This window comes from Candidatus Villigracilis saccharophilus (genome assembly GCF_016711665.1).
Window position 1 is genome coordinate 1 of the sequence record NZ_JADJSO010000032.1, and the last position, 23,173, is coordinate 23,173.

Here is a 23,173-nt window from a genome sequence, read left to right on the forward strand (position 1 = left end):
AACGATTTCACCAGGAGGTTCCAATGCCGATCAACGAAACCTATCGTACTTGATTCAGCGAATTTGTGAACTGCGACCGAGACAGCGGAAAACACAAGTACAGAATTTTGTCTGGTTGGTAGTAGGCATTTTCTAGTCACCCGTGAGCCTGAGCAAGATCGCGGGAAAGGTAATGAGTACAGCCAAGAACGTGAGTACGGTTCGACGTTTGAGCCGCTTCCTTGCCAATCCAGCCATCGATGTGCGCAGTTGGTATCGGTCGACTGCCAAAGCTTGGTTGTTGTCGCAGTTCCAGCAGGTTGGCGAGATCCGCCTGATCGTGGATGGTACGAAGGTAGGCTTTGGGCATCAGCTCCTGATGGTCAGTCTGGCCTACCGCCGAAGAGCGATACCGATTGCCTGGTCCTGGGTTCGTCATGTCCGTGGACATAGCAGTGCTACGAAGCAGGTCTGCCTGCTGAAGTACGTGGAAAGCCTGATCCCGCAAAATGCACCCGTTTTTCTGGTCGGAGACAGTGAATTTGGCTCAATCGAAGTCCTGCGACAGTTGAAACAATGGCATTGGTTCTTTGTTCTGCGACAAAAAGGCAACACCGGTCTGTGGATCAACGAACAAATAGGATGGCAGAGAATAGAGAAGGTCGTTCAACATGCTGGACAGACTACCTGGTCTCCGAACTGCTACCTGACCCAAACTGAGATCTATCCGGTCTCTGCCTTGATCCACTGGCGGATTGGTGAAAAAGAACCCTGGTGTCTGGCAACCAATCTACCGAATGCCTCCTTGACTCTGCGCTATTATGGCAGACGCATGTGGATAGAAGAAATGTTTGCTGATTTCAAAAAACATGGCTTTGATCTGGAGAGCACCATGTTGCGTAATCCACCGCGTTTATCTCGCTTGACTTTGGCTGTTGCCTTCCTATATGTCTGGCTCCTTTCGATTGGCAGTCGTGCAATTCGTGCTGGCCTCCGTCATTTGGTCGATCGCGGATCGTCGTGACTTGAGTATTTTCCAGATCGGTTTGCGCCTCATTGATCGTCTATTCTTACACTCGCTACCCATTTCGCTGCCTTTATGGTCTCGCTAATCAAACAGTCGGGTCGCTAGATATATTCCAATCTTCCAGATTTAGAATTTTACATAATTCATAATAAAAGAGGGATTAACCAGATCGACCTGAAGGATGGCTTTTTTTCATCCCTTTTGATAGAGGTAATTTTACAAAAAATATGATATTCTCATTTGAAATAATCATCATATGAAATAGGTCAAAAGGCGGGAAAGTGAAAAGAGTGTCATCCAATTCAAAAAATAGGTCAATCGTCTTCGGCGGCATCCTGATCTTAACGATCATATCAGGGCTCTCTGGCTGTGCACCAATCCCCACACCGCTGCCAGAAAGACCGAAACCTTGCGAGCAATCATCAGCAAAGATGAATATCTATAAAATACCACCTGAATCATGGGCTGAAAAAATTTTTCAATATGCATTCCCGGCGCTTCCAACTCCGTTACCAACAGAGACTGCCGCTCCGGCACAACTGGATGATCAGAAAATCCTGGAAGCACGTTATGCCACATTTCAATACCTGATAAAAGAAACAAAACGATGGTCAGATGTAGAAACGATTACATTGGATGATTCGAGCGAGGCACAGATCACCGTGACATTCATTAGCCCTGAATTAATCCAGGCAGTATATCTTAGCCAGGTTCTAAAATATCGTTTCTTCACGAGTGATTTTCCAACTCAAATTCAAGATGTGCTTAATTCCATTTCAGCCCGCGATGAATTATTATTTTTGGTCACGGTGACAACCACAAATAACGGAAACCCAAATTCAATCTCTCACACCATTGACATACCGATCAGCAAAATGAAATTGAATAATTCTGAAGATCTGGCAATTGAGCCCAATCATGATGATCATAACCTCGAACAGCCAATCCACTCATCCCTCGAACCCGTTTTTGGCTATCTTGCCTACCCATTGCTGTCAAACAATGAATGCAAATGGATCCTGGATCCAAAATTCAATACAAATATTGTCCTGACCGTTCCCAACATCTTAATGGATGGAGCAGGTGACACACCCTATACATGGACGATCCCATATACGCCATTAGTTAATGGGAACATCCCCTCTGACGCGCCTGTATATGCCGTACCGCCAGGCTTCGACACCAACTTAATTTCAACATTGGCAGTACCGCCAAACCCAGCGATGAATCCAAATGGGACAAATCCGCCCTCATACTGGCAGGATTTTGCCAGGTATGTCTGGAATCAAGTGACTTTGGGGAATTATTAACAGCCGCACAAATATATAGTCAAATAAAAAGTAAGGCTATAATCTGCGGATGGAAACCGCATATACTTTTGTCCCGTCACGCACACATGAATATCCAGATCACCCGGAAAAACCGGGCAGACTGGGTATGTTGGAAGCGCTTCTCAGTAGGGCGAATGCGGAGCGGATCGAAGCGAAGCAAGCGTCCTTTGAGCAAATGACCCGCGTACATCACCCGCAATTGGTCAAAGCCATTGAGGGAGTTTGCAAAGACGGTCCTGGCATCATTGACCACGCCCCCACCTATATTACACAGACATCCTATCAAGACGCGCTGTTCGCCGCGGGCGGCGTGATTGAATGCACACGCGCGGTTATTAATCGGGACGCGAAGAATGCCTTTGCCATCGTGCGCCCGCCGGGGCATCATGCCGAGCCTGATCGGGCCATGGGATTTTGCATCTTTAACAATATCGCCATCGGCGCGCATGAAGCGTTGGAAAGTGGATTACAAAAGGTAATGGTCATTGATTACGATGCGCATCACGGCAACGGGACGCAAGCCGCGTTCCTGCATGAAGAGCGTGTCGGATTTATATCTGCCCATCAATGGGGAATTTACCCGGGCACAGGCTGGATCCATGATGCGCCGCACGCAAAAAAACGAATTGTCAATGTGCCGCTGCAGGCATACGCAGGCGATGAAACCTACGCGCACATAGCTGATGAAATCTTCAAGCCTATGGTTGAAGCATTCCATCCACAGATGTTATTTATTTCAGCGGGATTCGACGCGCATTGGAATGACCCCATCACTTCGCTGGGATTGTCAACTCGTGGATACTACAGCATGTCTAAAAAGCTGGTCGAGATCGCGGAAGAATATTGCGACGGCAAGATCGTCTTCGTGCTCGAAGGCGGTTATGACCCGCGCAACGTCGCCAACGGCGCAGCGGCTGTCTTCGACGCATTGAGCGGTTCACAGTTAAGCATGGACGCGAATGATCCGTCGCCGTACGCGGATGTGGACCACGGATCCCGAATCCAGGAAATATTAAGATGGCACGACATCGTGTAATAGAATCATAATGGTATTGAATCATTTTTGTTGTACACTCATAAGAATTAAAGGAGTGCGAGATGAATAGAAAAGAAAGTAAAGGTTTCGTTCAACTTGAATGGGTCTGTCCGAACTGTGACGGGCGCAATCCGGGCCCGGTCAAGACTTGTCAGAACTGCGGCGCGCCGCAGCCAGACAACGTGCAATTCCAGCGCGCGGCGGATGAAAAGATGGTCACAGACGAAAAAGCTGTCGCGGCGGCCAAAGCCGGCGCAGACATCCATTGCGGATTCTGCGGGACACGCAACCCCGCCACCGCGGCGACCTGTTCGCAATGCGGCGGTGATTTGAAGGAAGGCAAGGCGCGTCAGACGGGACAGGTATTGCAAGCGGCCGCACCTGCGTCGAAGGCCGTCACCTGCACGAATTGCGGGACCGAAAACCCGGGCAGTGAGCGTATATGCAAACAATGCGGTTCTCCCCTGCCCCGGGCAGTTGCGCCTGTCATTGCGCCCGCGACACAAACTCAAGTTCCAACGGCAGCCGCCAATGCGCCAAAGAAAAAAGTAAATTGGCTGCTATTCGGCGGGATCGGAGCGGCATTATTGATCTGCTGTATCGCAGCGATATTTATGTTTGTCATTCCATCCAAAACTTTGGTTGGGACAGTCACCGATGTGCAATGGCAGACCTCCGTGCCGGTACAGGAAATTCAAGCGGTCAATCATTCGGATGAAAGCGGAAACCCGCCTTCTGATGCTTATAACGTATCCTGCCGCGATGATTCACGGGAAGTATGTGAAGAAAAATCCATTGATAAGGGCAATGGTTTCGCAGAAGTGGTGCAGGAATGTCACACGGAAACCACCCAATATTGTGATTACACTGTGGATGAATGGAACACGATCCAAACCTATTCCCTGAATGGCAATGATCTTTATCCTGTTTATGAAAACCCAAAAATTTCCAGCGATCAACGACTTGGTTCGGCCTCGGAAGTTTTCCATGTCTTCTTAAGCACGGATGACGGGCAGATCACCTACGAGCCGGGGTCAAGTACGGAGTTCCAGCAGTTTGAAATTGGAAGCCAGTGGAATATCAAATTGAACGCGGTCGGCGGCGTGGTCAGCGTGGAGAGATAGTACGGAAAGCAGAAAGCCGAAGGCGGAAAGTGGAAAGCTCCTGATTGTGTCAGGGGCTTTCTTTTTATCTCGGCCGATAGAGTCGAACGTCTCCAGATGTTCGAAAAACCAAAGTCGGGATGTAAAGCGTTCGGACTGCGATCATTACCCTTTATAATCATCTTATGAATCATTCAGTTGCAATTATCGGCGGCGGACCTGCGGGGTTGATGGCGGCGGAGGTGTTAATTCAGCGCGGAGTAAGTGTGGATGTTTATGATTCCATGCCATCGCTCGGACGGAAGTTTTTACTGGCCGGCAAAAGCGGATTAAACCTGACCCACTCGGAACCGTTCGAGAAATTCGTCTCACGTTATGGAAAGCGCAAGAAAGAAATAGAAAAATGGCTGCTGGATTTCATGCCCGATGACCTGCGCGAATGGGCGCGCAGACTGGGGGTCGAGACTTTTGTGGGAACATCAGGCCGCGTATTCCCCAATGAAATGAAAGCCAGTCCGTTGTTGAGGGCGTGGTTAAAGGGGTTGAGTGATGCGGGGGTCATTTTTCATTTGAAGCATCGCTGGAATGGAACGATACGTCCCGCAGGTTTATTCAAAAGCGGTGATGCTTCAAATCAAACCTATGGGACGATCGAAGCAGAGTTTGAAACACCGGATGGGATAAAAATTGTAAATGCAAATGCCATGATCCTGGCTCTTGGCGGCGGGAGTTGGGCAAGGCTCGGCTCGGACGGCGCATGGGTCAATTGGCTGAACCAGGCCGGGGTTAAGGTTGAAGCGTTAAAACCATCCAATTGCGGATTCGATGTGGCGTGGACGCCGATCTTCAAGGAAAAATTTGACGGTCAGCCGATCAAGTCCGTGGTCTTGTCGTTCGGGACATTTCATCAGCAGGGCGAGTTTATTGTCACAAAGGAAGGCATTGAAGGAAGTTTGATCTACGCGGCTTCAGCATGGATGCGTGATGAAATATTGGCAAATGGAAAAGCAGTCATGCTGCTCGATCTTGCGCCAGATAAAACAGAGGCGCAGTTGATCGAAAAATTATCCAAGCCGCGCGGATCGCGTTCGATGGCGAGTCACCTGGAAAAGACAGTTGGGATGAAAGGCGTGAAGGCGGGGCTGCTGCGCGAGTTCGTGCCCAGGGATGAGTTTGGGAATTCTGAACGGCTCGCATTCTATATCAAGCAGCTGCCTGTGCCGTTGATCGCGGCGCGTCCGCTGGATGAAGCCATCAGCAGCGCGGGCGGGGTGACGTTCGAGTCGCTGGATGATCATTTGATGATCGAAAAATTGCCTGGTGTGTTTTGCGCCGGCGAAATGCTGGATTGGGAAGCGCCAACAGGCGGATATTTATTGACAGCCTGTTTCGCGAGCGGAAGAAAAGCAGGAGTTGGGGCAATGAAATGGATGGAAGGTTTATAATTTTTGCCATAGAGACCGCAAAGAGCCTTTAGGAAAATCTCTTATGATCCCATTCTTCTCTGTGCGCTTATTACCCTGCGGGCTGTGACAATAAAAAAATCGCAATTTATTCCCGTGCATGGTATGGAAAAAGGAGAGAAAAATGGAAAATAAAAAAAGCGGATTTACCACGATCGATGAATACATCGCAGCTTTCCCGCAGGATATACAAAAAATACTAAAAGAGATCCGCACGACGATAAAAGCCGCAGCACCCAAGGCAGAGGAAAAGATCAGTTATCAAATGCCCACCTTCTTCCTTAACGGGAATTTGGTGCATTTCGCCGCATTTAAAGAACACATCGGGTTTTATCCCACGCCCAGCGGAATTGAAGCATTTCAAAAAGAACTATCCATATATAAAGGCGCGAAAGGATCGGTCCAATTCCCGCTGGATGAACCGATGCCGTTGAAATTGATCAGCAGGATCGTGAAATTCAGGGCCGCTGAAAATCTAAAGCAAGCCAAGGTCAAAGCAGTTAAAGGGAAATGATGTTTTTTGGGGCATATTGCCGCTGAATACTTTAATGGATTTTTTACCATCCTACGCGTAAATGTAGGATAATATAGGCAAGGAATAACCTCAACGAGAACCAATTTATAACTTCTTATAATTCAATTTCTCTTATGAAAAAAATAACTCCAGCTAAAGAACGGGGAGAAAGACAGGCTGCTTCCAACCAAGCAGACAATACGCCAAATACACAGCCTGCCAGGGAGTGGAATTTTACCGGCAACCTGCTCAACAATATTTGGGACGCCTGGATCGTTACAGACCTGGAGTTCAACATCCTGGAGTGGAATAAAGCCGCAGAAAAAATGTACGGGTGGACAAAAGAAGAAGTTGTAAATCGGCCGTTAATGGAGTTTATAAAAACAGAATACCTGACAGAAATAAATACAGAAGCGGCGCTCCAGGAATTAACGGAAAGCGGGCACTGGCAGGGCGAAGTAATTCAGAATCGAAAGGATGGTTCGTTGTTCACCATTCTGGCTTCGGTCTCCATGGCCAGAGATCAGGGAGGCAATCCTGTCAGTTTCATCGCCATTAATCGTGACCTGACTGAAAGAAAACTAGCCGAAGAAAACCTGCTGCAATTCAGACAGATCATGGATGAGACCAACGACGCCATTTTCCTGATCGATGCTGAAACCTGTAAGTATGTCGATTTCAACAAGAGCGCGCGGACCATGCTGGGGTACAGCCGTGAAGAATTAAGCCAGCTCGGGCCAATGGATGTTGCGCGGGAGATCGCCAGCTTCAGTCAATGGCTGGAGTGGGTAAAGGTTATTCGCGAAAAAGGCGGCTGGCTTTACGAAACCGTCTATCAACGCAGGGATAAAACTGACTTCCCTGTGGAAGTCAGTTCAAAGTTGATCAGCCCGGCCGGGAAAATCATTGTTGCCATGATCGTGCGCGATATCACCGAACGCAGGCAAGCTGAAGAGACTCTGCAAAAAAGCGAGGAACTTTACCGCCTGCTCGCCGAGAATTCATCAGACGCGGTCTCGTTGATCAACGCGGATGGCAAAGTGCTTTATGTATCGCCCTCATATTATAAAATATTGGGCTATCCAAGCGAAGACTATTTCGACATTGGGCTGCCTGAGATCATGGAACGAATTCACCCTGAAGACCGCGAACGGATATTACTGGAGATCATGCGCGGCAACGAACTTAAGCTGGCATCAAGTATTTACTCATACCGGGCCAAGACCAAACAAGGCGGCTATGTTTGGGTGGAAGATGTCTTACGGCGCGAATTCGATGAAAACGGGCTGTTGATCCGAACCGTTGTAAATGGACGCGACATCACCGAACGCAAGCGGATGGAAGAAGCGCTGATCCAAAGCAAAAACCAAGCGCAAAAGAACAACATCCTTTTACAGTCGATCATGGAAAGCCCGCAAGGCATCGTCATTTTCGCGCTCGACGTCAACTTTTGTTATATTGCATTCACAGTGACACATAAAAACACGATGAAGACGATCTGGGGTGTTGATATTGAGATCGGCATGAATATGCTTAACGCGATCACTGAACCGCTGGACCGTGAAAAGGCAAAAAAGAATTTCGAGCGCGTGCTTGACGGGGAACAGATGCTCCTGGTCGAGGAGTATGGCGACCCGCAAAAATATCGCACCTATTACGAAGACCGCTACAGCCCCATACGAAATGAGGATGGTGTCATATCCGGGCTGACCGTTTTTGTCACGGATATCACCGAGCGCAGACAATTTGAAGAGGAATTAAGCAGACAAAACTCACAGCTTGAATCTGTACACCAGATCAGCATCGGTCTTACCGCCGAGTTAAATCTGGAAAAATTACTCGAGTCCATTACCACACATGCCAGCGAACTTCTAAAAAGTTCCGGCGGCGGGATCTATTTGTACCGTGAAGACCAGGATAAACTTGAACTGGCCGTCGCCATTGGCACGCAAAAACCCATCGCGGGAAATTTCCTCGAACGCGGTGAAGGGCTTTCAGGAAAGGTTTGGGAACTTGGGAAACCGCTGACCGTGGATGATTACGAAACCTGGGAGGGACGCGCAGCCATTTATAACAGCATATCATTCAAGGCCGTGGTCGGCGCGCCGATCCTGCGGGGGGAAGAATTCCTGGGCGTGCTGACCCTCATGGCCGAACCGCCGAAAAAATTCAGCCAGCACGATGTTACCTTGTTGGAACTATACGCCGTCCACGCGGCGGTCGCCATCCACAATGCGCGCCTGTATCAGAACGTACAAAGCCGCATGAATCAGCTGGAGATGTTATACGAAACGAGCAAGACCCTCTCCGGTCAATATGACCTGAACGTACTTCTGCAATCCATCGTGGACAGCGCCCGCAAATTGCTTAGATCATCCACAAGCGGCATGTACCTGGTCTCAAATAACGCGCTCAGGCTGACCAAGGTCACCGAAGCGGGATACCCCGTTGGTGCGTACCTGCGTTTTGGTGAGGGGATGGCGGGACGGGTGGCGCAGACGCGTCTGCCGATCCGCGTGGATGACTACTCAAGTTGGGACGGTCACGCCTCCATTTACAACGGCATCCCCATCCATGCCGTGATCGAAGTACCCATGCTTTACAAAGGGGAGTTGATCGGCGTGCTGACCGCGGACGAATCGGGATCCTCAAAACGAAAATTCACAGAAGAGGATGAACACCTGATGACGCTCTTTGCGTCACAGGCAGCCGGCGCCATTCACTCGGCGCGGCTGTACAGTGAAACCCGCCGCCGCGCGCAGGAATTTGCCGGGCTCTACGAAACCACACTGGACCTGTCTCTGCAACTGGACCTGTCCACCGTCTTAACCAAGATCATCGAGCGCGCGAAAAAATTACTGGATGCGCTCTGCTCATCGATCAGCCTTTATGATCCGACCCAAGCCAACCTGGAACTGGTTGCCAGCATTGGGCCAGACCTGCCGCCCGGCACACGCCGTCAATTAGGGGATGGATTGGCGGGACGAGTGGCAGAGTCAAGGTCGCCGATCATCATTGATGATTATTCAAAATGGGAATTTCGCTCAACGTTATATGAAAAAATCCCATACGGCTCAATGTTAGGTGTTCCCTTGCTGTACAGCGGACATCTTCTGGGCGTGCTGGATGTAGCCGAGATCAAACCATCCTCCCGTGTATTCAACGAAGCGGATATGCGTCTGCTTAGTCTATTCGCCGGACAGGCCGCAAGCGCCATTGAGAATGCAAAATTATTCGACAGCCTGCAAAATTCCCATGAAGAACTCAGCCTGGCATATGAAGCCACGATCGAAGGCTGGTCGCGGGCGATGGACCTGCGTGACAAAGAGACGGAAGGGCACACCCAGCGTTTGGTAAAAAGAACTTTGGAAATCGCTGAAAGAATGGGGATCAGTCAGCAGGAACTGATCCATGTCCGCCGCGGCGTGCTCCTGCACGATATGGGTAAATTAGGTGTTCCCGATCATATCCTGCTAAAACCGGGCGCGCTCAACGCTAATGAATGGGAGATCATGCGGCAGCACCCAACCCATGCCTATGAAATGCTTTCGTTTGTCGAATACTTAAAACCCGCATTGGATATCCCCTACTGCCATCACGAAAAATGGGATGGCAGCGGTTATCCGCGCGGGCTGAAAGAAGAAAACATCCCGCTCGTTGCCCGCCTCTTTGCAGTCGTGGATGTGTGGGACGCGCTGCGTTCAGACCGCCCCTATCGTCCGGCATGGAGCGTCGAACAGACGCGCGAATATATCATTGAACAATCCGGCAGGCAATTTGATCCGCGCGTGATTGAAGTATTCCTGAAGATGCTGGATGAATCCCACGATCCGCGTTAATATTTTTTATCCAAGGCACTCAATAATAATTTGTGCGGCCACCTCCGTCCCGTTTTCGCTTCGGATCTTCAAGCCGAGAGCTGTTGCCGCGTCTTTGATTTCCTGCGTAAGTGCAAATTGAATCGCGGCGGAAAGATTTTCTACGGTAAGTTTCTTTCTTGGAATTGGTTTTGACCCCACGCCAAGTTCATAGACACGCCGCCCCCACGCAAACTGGTCATTGCCGGAAGGAATGATAATGCCTGGAACGCCCGCCCTCAGCCCTGCCGCAGTTGTCCCCGCCCCGCCATGATGAACAACCGCAGCCATTCGCGGAAACAACCATGAATGCGGAGCGCTTTCAAGAATAAATATATCATCGGGGATCCGCTCGAGTTTGGACATGCCGCTCCAGCCGGTAGCCAATACTCCACGCTGACTGCACCGCTTAAGTGCATCAATGACCAGATCGGTGGTTTGCACCGCCTGAGCAGGGTCGCCCACGCTGCCAAACCCGATATAAATAGGCGCCTCTCCTTTCTGCAAAAAATCCTGAAGTTCTTTGGATGGCTCCCAATCTGCCGCGTCATCCAAAAACCAATAACCGGGGAGATGGACATGTTCCGGCCAATCCTGCGGTCTTGGAAAAACATGCCTGCTGCAGGAAATGATGGCAGGCTGTTTTCTGGTATTTTGCTTTTTGAATGGATTTGAAAAATTTGCAGGCGCTTCTCCAAATTCTTTTTTCCAGAATTGTTTAATAACGGAACTGTTTGCCGACCACATGATCTGTTCAAAGATCTTATGTGATAAAAAATTAGATCCGCGGCCCAGCCTGGGCATATCATAAAATATCAAAGCGGGAAAATCCCCAGTTGGCGTCATGGGGAAAGGAGGCGCAAGAATGGCAGGGATATTAAAGTGTTGGGCGGCAAAATATCCTATGGCAGCGCCGGGGTGGTAAACAACACAATCCGCGCCTGCGCAGGCGTTGAAAAAATCTTTCTGGATATCCGCAATCAGGGATTTGAGTTTGTTAAAGCTCAGAAAAACCTTCAGCGGGTTGTCCGCCTGCATAGCTTCCCTTCCGTTCATGCTCGCAGCCACCACGGATATATCACCTTTGATCGGATAGAACTCCAACCCATACCCTTGGACAAAGTCTGCATAGTTCTCAAACGCCGCAAGGCGGACATGCTGACCTGCTTTTTCCAAAGCCAGCCCCAACGCGATATAAGGCTGGGTATCTCCTCGCGAACCTGTTGATAAAATTGTAATCACCTTATCAGCTCTCCTAAAATCAAAAAATAATCGATCTCACATGCAATGGAAGGTCTTGATCAAGCTTGCTTAAAAAGATTGACCAGTTTGGTCAAGATCTTTTTAAATTGACGGGCTTCGGTTTCGCTCAGGGAGGCCTCGATGAACTGCCCATACTCCTTCAATGCGGCAAGTTTTGCCTGAATCAATTGCCCGCTTGATTCGGTCAAACTTACATGTAAGACGCGCTTGTCGTCACTTGATCGGGTCTTCAGAAGATATCCCAGGTCGACAAGTTTATTGACGCCGGTTGTCACAGAAGCCTTGGTGATATTCAACTTTTTTGCTATTTCGGTGATTGTGGGATTCCCCAATTCGTAAACCGCGTTGATATATTGATATTGATGAATGGTCAGGCGGGAGATCCCGGCGCCAGCTTCTTGTTGGATTTCTTTAAAGGTCATATCCAGGGTATTGATGAATTCAATCAACTGTTTTTCCATAATTTAATTCCCATATAATTAGTTTGTCTAACTAATTATATGGGAATTCCTGCACCCGTCAAGAAAAAAGAGACCAGCTTCATCAGCCGGTCTCTTTTCATTCCTACCCCAAACTTCCAATCGCCTTTTCCACTTCCTCCAAAATCTCCCCTGACTTCACCAGCGCCTTCATCTTGTTATGATCGTTATAAAGCGGACGATCCACATGCAGATGATCCACATGCCGGCGGATCACTTCGCGCGCTTTGAGCGACCCCTTACCGGGTGTGAACTCGCGGAAGTCGAGCGCCTGCGCGGCAGCCATGAATTCGATGCCGAGAATACCAAAGGCGTTATCCAAAATTTGCCCGTTCTTGAGGGCGGTGTTCATGCCCATGGAAACAAAATCCTCCTGGTCCGCGGCGGCGGGGATGGATTGGATCGACGCCGGTGTAGACAGGATCCTTTGCTCGACGATCAAGTGATCGGCTGTGTATTGCGAGAGCATCATGCCGGAATAAAAACCCGGTTCGTGCGCGAGGAAATCCGGCAGACCTTGAGACAACGCGGGGTTGGTCAGGCGATTGAGTCTTCGTTCAGATAAAACGCAGACCATCGTGATCGCGATGCCCGCCATATCCATCGGCAGCGCCACCGGCGAGCCCTGGAAGTTCGCACCCGTCAACGTGAGATTCAGCTCAGGGACAAAGATGGGGTTATCGCCGACGCCGTTCAATTCGATCTCAACCTGCGTGCGCGCATATGCGACCGCGTCACGCGCCGCGCCAATGACCTGCGGCGAGGAACGCATCGAGTAGGCATCCTGTACTTTTGTTTTCATCTTACCGGTGGTCAGGTCCGAGCCTTCCACCAGCTTCGCAATATTTTTCGCGGATGTGATCGCGCCTTTGAATCCGCGCAGTTCATGCAGCTTGGCGTTGTATGGTTTCATGTTCCCAAGCAGGGCTTCGATGGACATGGCCGCGGCGATCTCGGTCTGCTTGATGAATCTTTCCATGTCATAAATGTGGATCGCGGACATGGCAGTCAACAGATTGGAGCCATTGATCGCGGCCAGACCGTCTCTTGCCATCAGCCCGGGGACCTCGATCCCAGCCCTGCGCATCGCCTCCGCGCCTGGCAACTGCTCGCCGTTATAAAAGGCATCGCCCTCCCCCATCAGCAGCAGGGCGGCTTGCGCCATCGGAGCCAGGTCGCCGCTCGCGCCGACCGAACCCTTTTGACAAACCACCGGCGTGACACCCTTGTTCAACATCTCAACATAGGTCAATGTGATCTCGGGACGGCAGCCGGAATTGCCGTGCGCGTGAACGTTGATGCGTCCCGCCAGCGCCGCGCGGACGTGTTCGATGGGCGCCGGGTCGCCGATCCCAGCCGCGTGATTATAGACAAGATACTTCTGGAATTCCAAAACCTGCTGATCGTTCAACATCGTCTCGGAGAATTCTCCGATGCCGGTGTTGGTGCCGTACATGATCTCTTTTTTCGCCAGTTTGTCCTCGAGCATGACGCGGCATATCTTGATGCGCTCCAATGCTTCGGGGGCCAATTCAACTTTCTCGTTATAACGCGCGATCGCAACCAGTTTTTCAACTGTGAGTGAGGAACCGTCGAGGATGATGGTCATATGCTTGTCTCCTTGTTTGGATATGGGGAAATTGTACTCTCTTTCACAGAGTTGGAGAAATGGCAAAAGTCACGTTCCAGCGCGCCCAAACTGGCGCTAAACCCTGAACCACTCCCAGCTATAAGTTCATTATGAATGCTGACGAAATTGTTATTTTTGTTATCTTGTTTAGCGGCGTTATATTTGATATGCTACATAAGGATAGACATCCTCCTGATTCTTATCACATGATACGCGGGGAGTTCATCCCAGCCGGTCAACCTCAAGCCCGGCAGCGCCCTTTCTATGAAGACAAAATTCGATCAGGAAGAGTCTTATTGGAGAAAATTATGAACCAAATCCGGAATAGGTCGCGGACAGACCCACCTGAACGGTTTTGGCCGCAGGCAGCCCGTTGGGCTGTGATCGTAATCGCGTATTGGGTTTCAGTACGTGTCGGGCTTTTGTTTGTAGCACAGCCTGAAGGGATCGCCGCTGTTTGGCCGGCATGCGGAATGGCTCTGGCAATCTTATTGCTCCACCCGAAACAGCAGTGGAACAGGCTTCTGGCGGTATTTTTTATCATCAATGCGGCGGGGAATTGGAGCGGCGGGAATACGCTCGCAGTGAGCCTGGGGTTCGGGCTGACGAATATACTGGGGGCTTTTCTCAGCGGGTGGGTCATCACATATTTTTTTAAATCGAAAATCAGCTTCACCAAAATAAACGAAATTTTAACTTTGTGCGTGACGGCCATATGCGTACACGGCATCACAGCATTGCTGGGTGCGGCGATCTCCACACTGGCTTTTGGCGCCCCTTTCATAAATACATGGATGTTATGGTGGGCATCGGACGGTCTGGGATTGATCCTTGTGACGCCTTTTATTGTCACGATGGTCAACCGTCCGACTGATATTCGATCGCTTGCCCCGCGCAGTATCCTTGAAGGTGTTTTACTTCTTTCGTTAACTCTGACTTTTGCCTGGCTGTTATTCGGACCTTTTACCGATGCTGAAAACCCGCTGCTGCGGAATTATATGGTCTTCCCATTCCTGATCTGGCTGGCATTCAGATTCGGAGTTCACGGTATGAGCGGCACACTCATCCTATTCGCAGGCATTGCCATTGGGCACACCTTGCAAGACCAAGGCATCTTCGCCATCGCGGGCCAAACCATATCCCAACACCTAATTTCAGTACAACTATTTCTCTTTACTGCCGCTTTCTCAGGTTTGTTTTTATGCGCCCTGATCGCCGAGAGCATCCAGGGAGCAAAGAAATTAGGTGATAGCGAAAGAAAATACCGGGAACTGTTCGACAAGGCAATACTTGCGATCTTTCAATCGACCCTGGATGGAAAAGTCATCATTGTCAATCCCGCCTTCGCAAAAATATTCGGCTACGAATCGCCCGAAGACGTTTCAGCAAAAATTAAAGATATATCATCGGAAATGTTTGCCGATCCTCAACGCAGGTCAGAGATCATGCGTCTGCGGAAAGAAAACCCGCAGTTGAACACATTTGAAAATCTATATCGTCGAAAAGATGGCAGCACATTCACGGGCCGTCTGTATATAAGCACGCTCTACGACGCGGACGGTCAGGCAAAAGCCTTCGAGGGCTTTATCGAGGATATAACTGAACGCCAGCGTATGGAAGAAGAATTAAGGATGAGCGAGGTGAATTTCAGAAACCTGGCGGAGAGCACGCCGGATGGCATTCTGATCGGCACAGCAAGCGGACGGCATATCTATGTAAACGGGCACGCCGCCAAGATCCTGGGGTACACGCCCGATGAGCTATTACAAACCACGCAAAAAGACCTGGCAGACCCGGCAGCCTACCCACTCTTGAAACAGCGGCTGGCAGACCGCCTGGCAGGCAAGCCGCTGCCCTCCACTTATGAAACGGTTATCCGCCGCAAGGATGGCACGAGCCTCCCAGTAGAAATCAGCGGAACAAAGACCATCTGGCAGGGTCAGGCCACGGACCTGGTTTTCTTCCGCGATATTACCGAGCGCAAACTAGCAGAGCAAGAGCTGCGCCGCAGCGAGGAACAATACCGCACCATGTTCGAGAATATGACCCAGGGTGTGTTCTATCAACAGGCAGACGGCCAGTTGATAGATGTTAATCATGCCGCGCTGGAAATGTTTGGACTGGAGCGGGAAGAATTCCTCGGCAAGACATCTCATGATCCATATTGGAAAGTCTTTGCAGAAAACGGGGAGGAATTAAAAGCCGCAGATCATCCTTCAATGCGCGCCTTAATAACAGGAAAGGTTGTTCGCAACACGATCGCCAGAGTTTATAGAAAACGTCAGGGCGATTTTGTGTGGATGAGCATAAATGCCATTCCCCAGTTTAAGCCAAATGAGAGCCAGCCCTATCAAGTCTTTGTGACCATTGAAGATATCACCGAGCGCAAACAGATCGAAGCCATTCAGCAAACCCGGCTGCTGCTCAGTCAATCTGCAGACTCGCATTCGCTGGATGAAATAATGCAGATGACACTCGACAAAGCCGAAGCATTGACAGGCAGCCAGATCGGATTCGCTCACTTTCTCGAAGCAGACCAAAAAACATTGCTTCTGCAAATGTGGTCGAGCAACACCCTTAAGAATATGTGCAGCGCCGAAGGCAAAGGACAGCATTATTCGGTGGACAAGGCCGGGGTCTGGGTGGACTGCATCGCGACGCGCGAAGCGGTGATCCACAACGATTACGCAAGCCTGACGCATCGTAAAGGACTACCGACCGGTCACGCGCCCATCTTGCGCGAACTGGTCGTGCCTGTTCTGCGGAACGACTCCATCGTCATGATCATGGGCGTGGGGAATAAGCCAACTGATTTTAATGAGAATGATGTCCGCAACGTTGAACGGTTGGCGAATCTGGCATGGGACATTGTTCAGCGCAAGCGGGTGGAAGAGGCCCTGCGCGAAAACATTGAGCTATTCTCGCTCTTTATGCGTTACTCGCCTGTTTATACTTTCATAAAAACGGTCACACCCACTGAGAGCCGCGTCGTGCAAGCCAGCGATAATTATCAGGAGATGCTCGGCATATCGGGCGTGGATATGATCGGCAAGAGCATGGAGGAGTTATTTCCGCCCGAGTTCGCCGCAAAGATCAGCGCCGACGACTGGTCGGTTGTCTCAAAAGAAAAAGTATTTAACCTGGACGAGGAACTAAACGGCCGCCACTATACCACCATCAAATTCCCGATCAGGCAGGGAAATAAAACCTTATTGGCCGGTTACACGATCGATGTCACGGAACGGGTTCAGGCTGAAAGCGCCCTGCGGGATAGTGAATTCTTCGTCAAAGGCATACTAAACTCATTGACAGCCCACATTGCCGTGCTGGATGAACACGGGGTGATCGTGGCGGTCAACGAAGCCTGGAAGAAATTCGCACGCGAAAATGATTCCACGGACTCGGCAGACTATCTTGGCGCCAATTATTTGACCGCCTGCGAAGCAGCCATCCGTCAGGGCGATCCGATCTCCCGTCAGGTGAAGCAGGCCATACGCGCGGTCACGAGCGGGGCGCTCGACCAGTTCACGACAGAATACCCGTGTCATTCGCCGACACAGCAGCGCTGGTTCATGGTCACCATTCTGCCCCAGCATAATTCGCACCCGGGCACGGTCATCATCCATCAGGAAATCACTGAGCGTAAACGGTCGGAACAATTGCTCGAAGCGGTGAATCTCGCCCTGCAGACCTCGCTCGTCCGCGAGCAGGAACTGGCGCGTACCGATCCGCTGACTGGAATTAACAACCGCCGCTGCCTGCTGGAAAGCGCGGAGCACGAGTTCGAGGTGGCCGCGCGTTATCAGCGCCCGCTGACAGTGCTGATGTTCGATGTTGATCACTTCAAAAAGGTCAACGATACATTCGGCCACGCGGTCGGAGATCAGATGCTTCAGCAGGTTACGCGCACCGCCGGCAGGGAACTGCGCACCGCGGATATCCTCGGACGCTACGGCGGTGAGGAATTCATCATCCTCCTGCCGATGACAAGGGCAGAGCAGGCCTACGCGCTGGCGGAGCGCATCCGCGAGGGCGTGGCTGTGATCGCATTGCCGACACCCAAAGGAAACGTCTACGTAACACTCAGCATCGGTATCGTTGAGATCTCGCCGGCAGAATCTGTGGAAGACGCATTTCGCCGCGCCGATCAAGCGATGTACGATGCCAAGCAAAAAGGGCGCAACCGCACCGAGATCGGCAAATAGTGAAAACTGACAGCTCTCCAGTTAAAAGCGGCTGTTGGCAAAGATGCTAAATTTAGCGCGAAGTTCGCGGTTCAACAAGTGAATATTTATCAAACGAGAATTGCCGACTCCAATTTCATTGATGCTATACTCGCCATGGATCACATTTTTCAGCCCGCCTGCCCGCAATGTCCATCACCCTTCACCACGGAATAAGATCATGACCATTGAAAAAAATTTTACCCCGCTGCGCACCGCGCTCAGATACGTGTTATTCGGGTTCCTATGGATATTGCTTTCAGACAGGGCGCTGGAATTATTTACCGCGCCAGGTTCGCCCGCGCACCTATGGATACAAACCGCCAAAGGCTGGTTATTCGTGCTGATCAGCGCCGGCCTGATCTATTTCATGTTGAAGGTCGATATCAAGTCTCTGACAACCAGCGAGGAACGTTACCGCGCGATCTTCAATTCCTCCCTCGACCCGATCATGCTCACCTTGCCCAGCGGCGAAATCCTTGCCGTCAACCCCGCGGGCTGCCATTTGTTTGAACGGACAGAAGAAGAGCTCAAGCAGATCGGGCGCAGCGGAATCGTGGATACCTCCGATCCAAGGCTTGCAGTTGCGGTGGAAGAACGGAATCGAACGGGAAAATTTGAAGGCGAGTTGACCTTCATTCGCAGGAACGGTGAAAAATTCCCTGCCGATGTTTCCTCATCCGTTTTCAAGGATAAGGACGGAAGTCTCAGGACAAGCACGACCATTCGTGATATTACGGAACGCAAACGGGCTGAAGACCTGCTCCATGAAAGTGAAGAAAAGCTGCAGGATGTGTTTAACGTCATGGAAGAAGGCATGGCGCTCAATGAATTTATTTTTGACGAAGCGGGCGAGATCATGGACTATCGCATCCTGGAGGTTAACCCAGCCTTTGAACGCATCGCAATGCTGACCCGCGAGCAGGTGGTTGGGAGAACAGCGACCGATATCTACCAAATGAGCTCCGAGTTCATAAATGATTTTTGGAAAAAAAATCTGGGTGCCAACCAGCCGATAAAAGCTGAATACTACGTGCCGGAAATCAATCAGTGGAGGCATATTTCCACATCCCAGCCGCTCAACAACAAATTCGCAACCGTTTTCATTGACACGACCGAACAAAAAATAGCTGAGATTGCCCTGCGGGAAAGTGAAACCAACCTGCGCGCCATTTGGGAGAATAGCACGCAATCCTATATGCTGATCGATCCGGATCGGCAAGTGCGCAAGATGAACCATGTCGCAATTGAGCAGGAACAGGCAATTTTCGGACGCGCCATCCAGCCTGGCGGCTCGATCTATGACATCGTGCGGCCTGAAGAACGACCCTGGTTTGATCAGACTTTCGAGAAGGTACTGGCCGGTGAATCGCTCCAATTCGAACGATCTTTCAATCCGGGCGGGATACAGCACTGGTATGAATACCGTCTCTCGCCAGTCCGCACTGACAATGGAGAAAACCTGGGGGTATTCCTGGTCACCACTGACATCACCATGCGCAAGCAGGCCGAAGCAGCGCTGCGAAAGAGCGAAGTACGCTATCGAACCCTGGTGGAAAATTCACCGTACTGCATCCATGAGATCGATCTTGAAGGCCGTCTGTTATCCATGAATCCGAGCGGATTGAAAATGATGTGTGTCGAGGATGAAAGCGAAATTCGCTTCATGCCTTATCTCGACGCGGTTTCAGAAGCGGACAGGGCGCGCATAGGGAATTTATTGGAACTCGCGGTCCAGGGGCAGTCTTCTGAATTTGAATATACAGCCGCCAACGGTTCCATCTTCCAATCTTCATTCGTACCAATCAAAGATTCAAATGATCGAGTGACCTTAATCGCCGGGCTGACCCAGGATGTCACCGAGCGCAGGCGGGCGGAGGAACGGCTATTTGAAAGCGAAATAAAATTAAATTCCATCATTACCAGCTCTCGTGATGCGATCGGGGTTTCTGCAAAAGGGGTTCACGTTTTTGTCAATCCGGCCTATGTATCCATGTTCGGATATGAAAACGAAGATGAATTGCTCGGAACCCCCATTACGAATCTCATCGCGCCTGAAAGCCGTGAATTTGTGCTCAAAACGGTTCAAGACCGTGCCTCAGGCAGACCGGCGCCAACGGATTATGAAGTGATCGCGCTGCGGAAAGACGGCTCGAAATTCCATATGGACGTCGGTGTTTCTCAATATATATTACATGGCGTGGGGCATACCCTGGTGATCCTGCGTGACATGACCGAGCGCAAACTGGCGGAGGAAAAGATCCGCGAAAAAGATATTGAGTTTAGAAAGCTTTCGGCCAATGTACCTGATCTGATCTACCAATTCACGCGCAGGCCCGATGGGACCTATCATGTTCCGGTCGCCTCGGAAGGGATCAGGAATATTTTTGGCTGTACGCCGCAGGATGTCGTTGATGACTTTGCCCCGATCGCCAGGGTGATCCATCCTGAAGATTCAGAAAGAGTCATACATGATATTGAACTCTCTGCAAAGCATTTGACCTTCTTTACCTGTGAATTCAGGGTGCAGATCCCCGGCAAGCAGGGAATCCAATGGATCTATTCAAGGTCAACACCCGAAGAATTGCCGGATGGCAGTGTCACCTGGTATGGATTCAATACGAACATCACCGAACGCAAGCAGGCGGAAATGGCCTTGCGTGAAAGCGAAGAGAGTCTGGCGGAAGCCCAGCGTATGGCTCATATCGGCAGCTGGGAATGGGACATGCTCGCCAATACAGTGAAATGGTCAAAGGAAATGTACCGCGTCTTCGACGTCGAACCTGAAACCTATGATGGAAAACCGGAATTCATTCTAACCCTGATCCATCCGGATGATGTTGGAAAAATTACCAACAGCATTAACGACAATTTGGAAGACGGCAGTTCCCCCACCATGGAGTACCGCGTCGTCCACAGAGACGGTTCGATCCATCATGTACTGGCCGATGGCAGGGCAAAGTTTAACAAAGATGGCAAACCGATCAAGAGCATCGGCACGGTTCAGGATATTACCGAGCGCAAACAGGCGGAACTCGAACTCCAATTGCGTACGGAAGACCTGTCATTGATCAACGCCTTAAATGAAGCCGCCAATCGCGGGGAAAATATAGACAGCATGGTGAAACTATTTTCCCTGAAGATCAAGGAGATGATACCCACCTATCATCCGGCCAACCGCTTACCTGTTTGAAAACATCCGCCAACATATCTGGAGCGAAGGCAACTCTCTTCCGATTCTCTACCGCGAAGATTGAGAATTTTATCGGAGGGCGGGCCATCATCAAGAATATCAGATCCCGGCGCCATGAAGGCAGTTATTTCCAGATTAAAGATGAAAGCGCACGATTCACAAGCGAGCCAAAGATACATACACAATGGGATCGCCGAATCCTCTGAAACACCGTTTTCTTCCATCCCTATTGCGCGCAGTCTTTAACCAATTGATCCACTCAAATTTACAACCTGGCATTTTAAATAGAAAATGATCATCTCGACTCCATTCATCTCTTAGGAAAAGCCATTGGCTTATTGGAGGTATCCAGCGAGGCAATGTTAACTGAAGATGACCTGAAACGCATCCGAAACATCAGCAGTCAGGTGACGGCCGTTATCGTGCGCAAGCAGGCCGAGGAGTTAGTCCATCGATATGCCGAAGAACTGGAACAACGAGTGCAGGAACGCACAGCAGAAGTACACGACTTATACAATAATGCTCCCGCAGGATATCACTCACTCAACGCTCAGGGCATAATCGTCCAGATCAACCAAACTGAATTGGACTGGCTGGGTTACACGCGCGAAGAACTTGTCGGCGTCAAATCCTTTGCGGAACTATTCACCGCCGAAAGCAAAAAAAAGTTTATGGAACAATTCCCCATATTTTTGAAACAGGGCTGGATCAAAGACCTGGAATTCGATGTCGTCCGAAAGGATGGCAGCATCCTGCCGATCCTGGTGAACGCCACCGCCATCTATGATGAAAGCGGCAATTTCGTCATGAGCCGTTCCTCCCTTTTTGATATCACCAAACGCAAAGAGGCGGAACTGGAACTGCAGGCCGCCAATATTGCGCTGGAAAAAGCATCCAAATTAAAGGATGAATTCCTCGCGAACATGAGCCATGAACTACGCACGCCGTTGAACGGTATTCTAGGTTTTTCTGAAACGCTCCTGGAAGGAATTCGCGGCCCCATGAGTGAAAGACAAAAACAAGCCGTTCAGACGATCCGCACCAGCGGCGAACACCTGCTGGGTTTGATCAACGATATTTTAGATGTATCCAGGATCGAATTCGGCAACTTCGAACTTCGCCCCTCGCATTTTGATGTGAACGAGATCTGTCAGTCGAGCCTGATATTTATCAAGCAGCTGGCTGAAAAAAAATCCATCACCGTGGAATATGAACCTCCCGCGGCAGCATCCACAATCTTCGCGGATCCGATGCGCCTGAAACAGATCCTGGTCAACCTGCTGAATAACGCTGTAAAATTCACCCCGCAACAGGGGCAGGTAAAACTCGAAGTGCATGCGGACGCCAGCACAGGTCTGATGCGTTTTTCAGTCACAGATACAGGCATCGGCATTGATCCTGAAGACTTGAAAAAATTATTCCAGCCCTTTGTTCAAGTGGACAGCAGCTTATCCCGTCAATACGAAGGCTCAGGATTGGGGTTGGTGCTGGTCAAGAAAATGGTCAGCATGCATGGCGGGAGCATGGATGTGCAAAGTAAAGCGGGCGCGGGCAGCTGTTTTAGTTTTTCACTGCCCTGGCATCCAAAGCGGGAAGATGAGCGCAGTCTGCAAGACGACCAGGCAGAATACGCGGGGCAGGAGAAACCGGTTCCAACGATCCACGCGAAGATCCTGCTCGTCGAAGACAATGAATCCAACATCATGATCACCAAAGATTATCTGGAGAACTGCGGACATCAGGTATTTGAAGCCCGCCACGGCGTCGAAGCGCTGAAAAAAGCGGATGAGGTTTCACCCGATCTTATATTGATGGACGTCCAAATGCCGGAAATGGACGGATTGGAAGCCACCCGCCGCCTGCGCGCCAATCCGCGGTTTGCCTCTGTTCCGATCATCGCGGTTACCGCCTTTGCCATGTCCGGCGACCGCGAGCGCTGTCTCGCAGCCGGCATGAACGAATATATAAGCAAACCCTTCAAACTAAAAGAGGTCTCTGAACTGATCGAAAGGTTCCTAAAGCCGCTTTCTCAAAACAAGCAGCAGCGCGCAGAAATGGATCAAACCCCAGACGCG

At 50.4% G+C, this 23,173-nt stretch carries 13 protein-coding genes; 10 read left to right on the plus strand and 3 right to left on the minus strand.

The window, feature by feature from the left end:
- The first annotated feature begins 142 nt into the window (after positions 1-142).
- From IPL17_RS11515 to IPL17_RS11545, 7 genes are all read left to right on the plus strand, one after another.
- Positions 143-1,003 carry an IS4 family transposase gene (locus tag IPL17_RS11515; protein ID WP_345307233.1) on the plus strand — a complete coding sequence of 287 codons (861 nt, stop codon included), beginning with the start codon at positions 143-145 and terminating at the stop codon, positions 1,001-1,003.
- Positions 1,004-1,296: 293 nt separating this feature from the next.
- Entirely contained in the window at positions 1,297-2,316 is a 1,020-nt protein-coding gene (locus IPL17_RS11520; RefSeq protein ID WP_345307234.1) for a hypothetical protein, read from the plus strand.
- Positions 2,317-2,365: 49 nt separating this feature from the next.
- The gene (locus IPL17_RS11525; protein ID WP_345307235.1) at positions 2,366-3,373 is read left to right on the plus strand and encodes a histone deacetylase; all 1,008 of its coding nucleotides are present in this window, start codon (positions 2,366-2,368) and stop codon (positions 3,371-3,373) included.
- Between the two features lie 62 nt (positions 3,374-3,435).
- Positions 3,436-4,497, plus strand: coding sequence for a zinc ribbon domain-containing protein (locus IPL17_RS11530; protein ID WP_345307236.1), 1,062 nt, complete (start codon positions 3,436-3,438; stop codon positions 4,495-4,497).
- 164 nt (positions 4,498-4,661) lie between these two features.
- A complete protein-coding gene (locus IPL17_RS11535) occupies positions 4,662-5,921 on the plus strand; it encodes a TIGR03862 family flavoprotein (protein ID WP_345307237.1) in 1,260 nt (419 codons plus the stop codon).
- 142 nt (positions 5,922-6,063) lie between these two features.
- Positions 6,064-6,453 (plus strand): DUF1801 domain-containing protein, encoded by a 390-nt coding sequence (locus IPL17_RS11540; protein ID WP_345307238.1) that lies wholly within the window; start codon positions 6,064-6,066, stop codon positions 6,451-6,453.
- Between the two features lie 134 nt (positions 6,454-6,587).
- Positions 6,588-10,292 (plus strand): PAS domain S-box protein, encoded by a 3,705-nt coding sequence (locus tag IPL17_RS11545; protein ID WP_345307239.1) that lies wholly within the window; start codon positions 6,588-6,590, stop codon positions 10,290-10,292.
- Positions 10,293-10,298: 6 nt separating this feature from the next.
- Here the strand turns inward: IPL17_RS11545 and IPL17_RS11550 are convergent, their stop codons facing one another.
- The 3 genes from IPL17_RS11550 to IPL17_RS11560 form a co-directional block, all read right to left on the minus strand.
- Positions 10,299-11,552, minus strand: coding sequence for a glycosyltransferase (locus IPL17_RS11550; RefSeq protein ID WP_345307240.1), 1,254 nt, complete (start codon positions 11,550-11,552; stop codon positions 10,299-10,301).
- A gap of 59 nt (positions 11,553-11,611) precedes the next feature.
- On the minus strand, positions 11,612-12,034 hold the full coding sequence (locus tag IPL17_RS11555; RefSeq protein ID WP_345307241.1) for a MarR family transcriptional regulator: 423 nt from the start codon (positions 12,032-12,034) through the stop codon (positions 11,612-11,614).
- Between the two features lie 103 nt (positions 12,035-12,137).
- Entirely contained in the window at positions 12,138-13,661 is a 1,524-nt protein-coding gene (locus tag IPL17_RS11560) for an aromatic amino acid ammonia-lyase (RefSeq protein ID WP_345307242.1), read from the minus strand.
- A 329-nt stretch (positions 13,662-13,990) separates the two neighbouring features.
- Here IPL17_RS11560 and IPL17_RS11565 point away from each other — a divergent pair, with 329 nt between their 5' ends.
- From IPL17_RS11565 to IPL17_RS11575, 3 genes are all read left to right on the plus strand, one after another.
- Entirely contained in the window at positions 13,991-17,887 is a 3,897-nt protein-coding gene (locus tag IPL17_RS11565; RefSeq protein ID WP_345307243.1) for a PAS domain S-box protein, read from the plus strand.
- Positions 17,888-18,086: 199 nt separating this feature from the next.
- Positions 18,087-21,098 (plus strand): PAS domain S-box protein, encoded by a 3,012-nt coding sequence (locus IPL17_RS11570; protein ID WP_345307244.1) that lies wholly within the window; start codon positions 18,087-18,089, stop codon positions 21,096-21,098.
- A gap of 359 nt (positions 21,099-21,457) precedes the next feature.
- A partial coding sequence (locus IPL17_RS11575; RefSeq protein WP_345307245.1) for an ATP-binding protein occupies positions 21,458-23,173 on the plus strand: 1,716 nt, incomplete at its 3' end.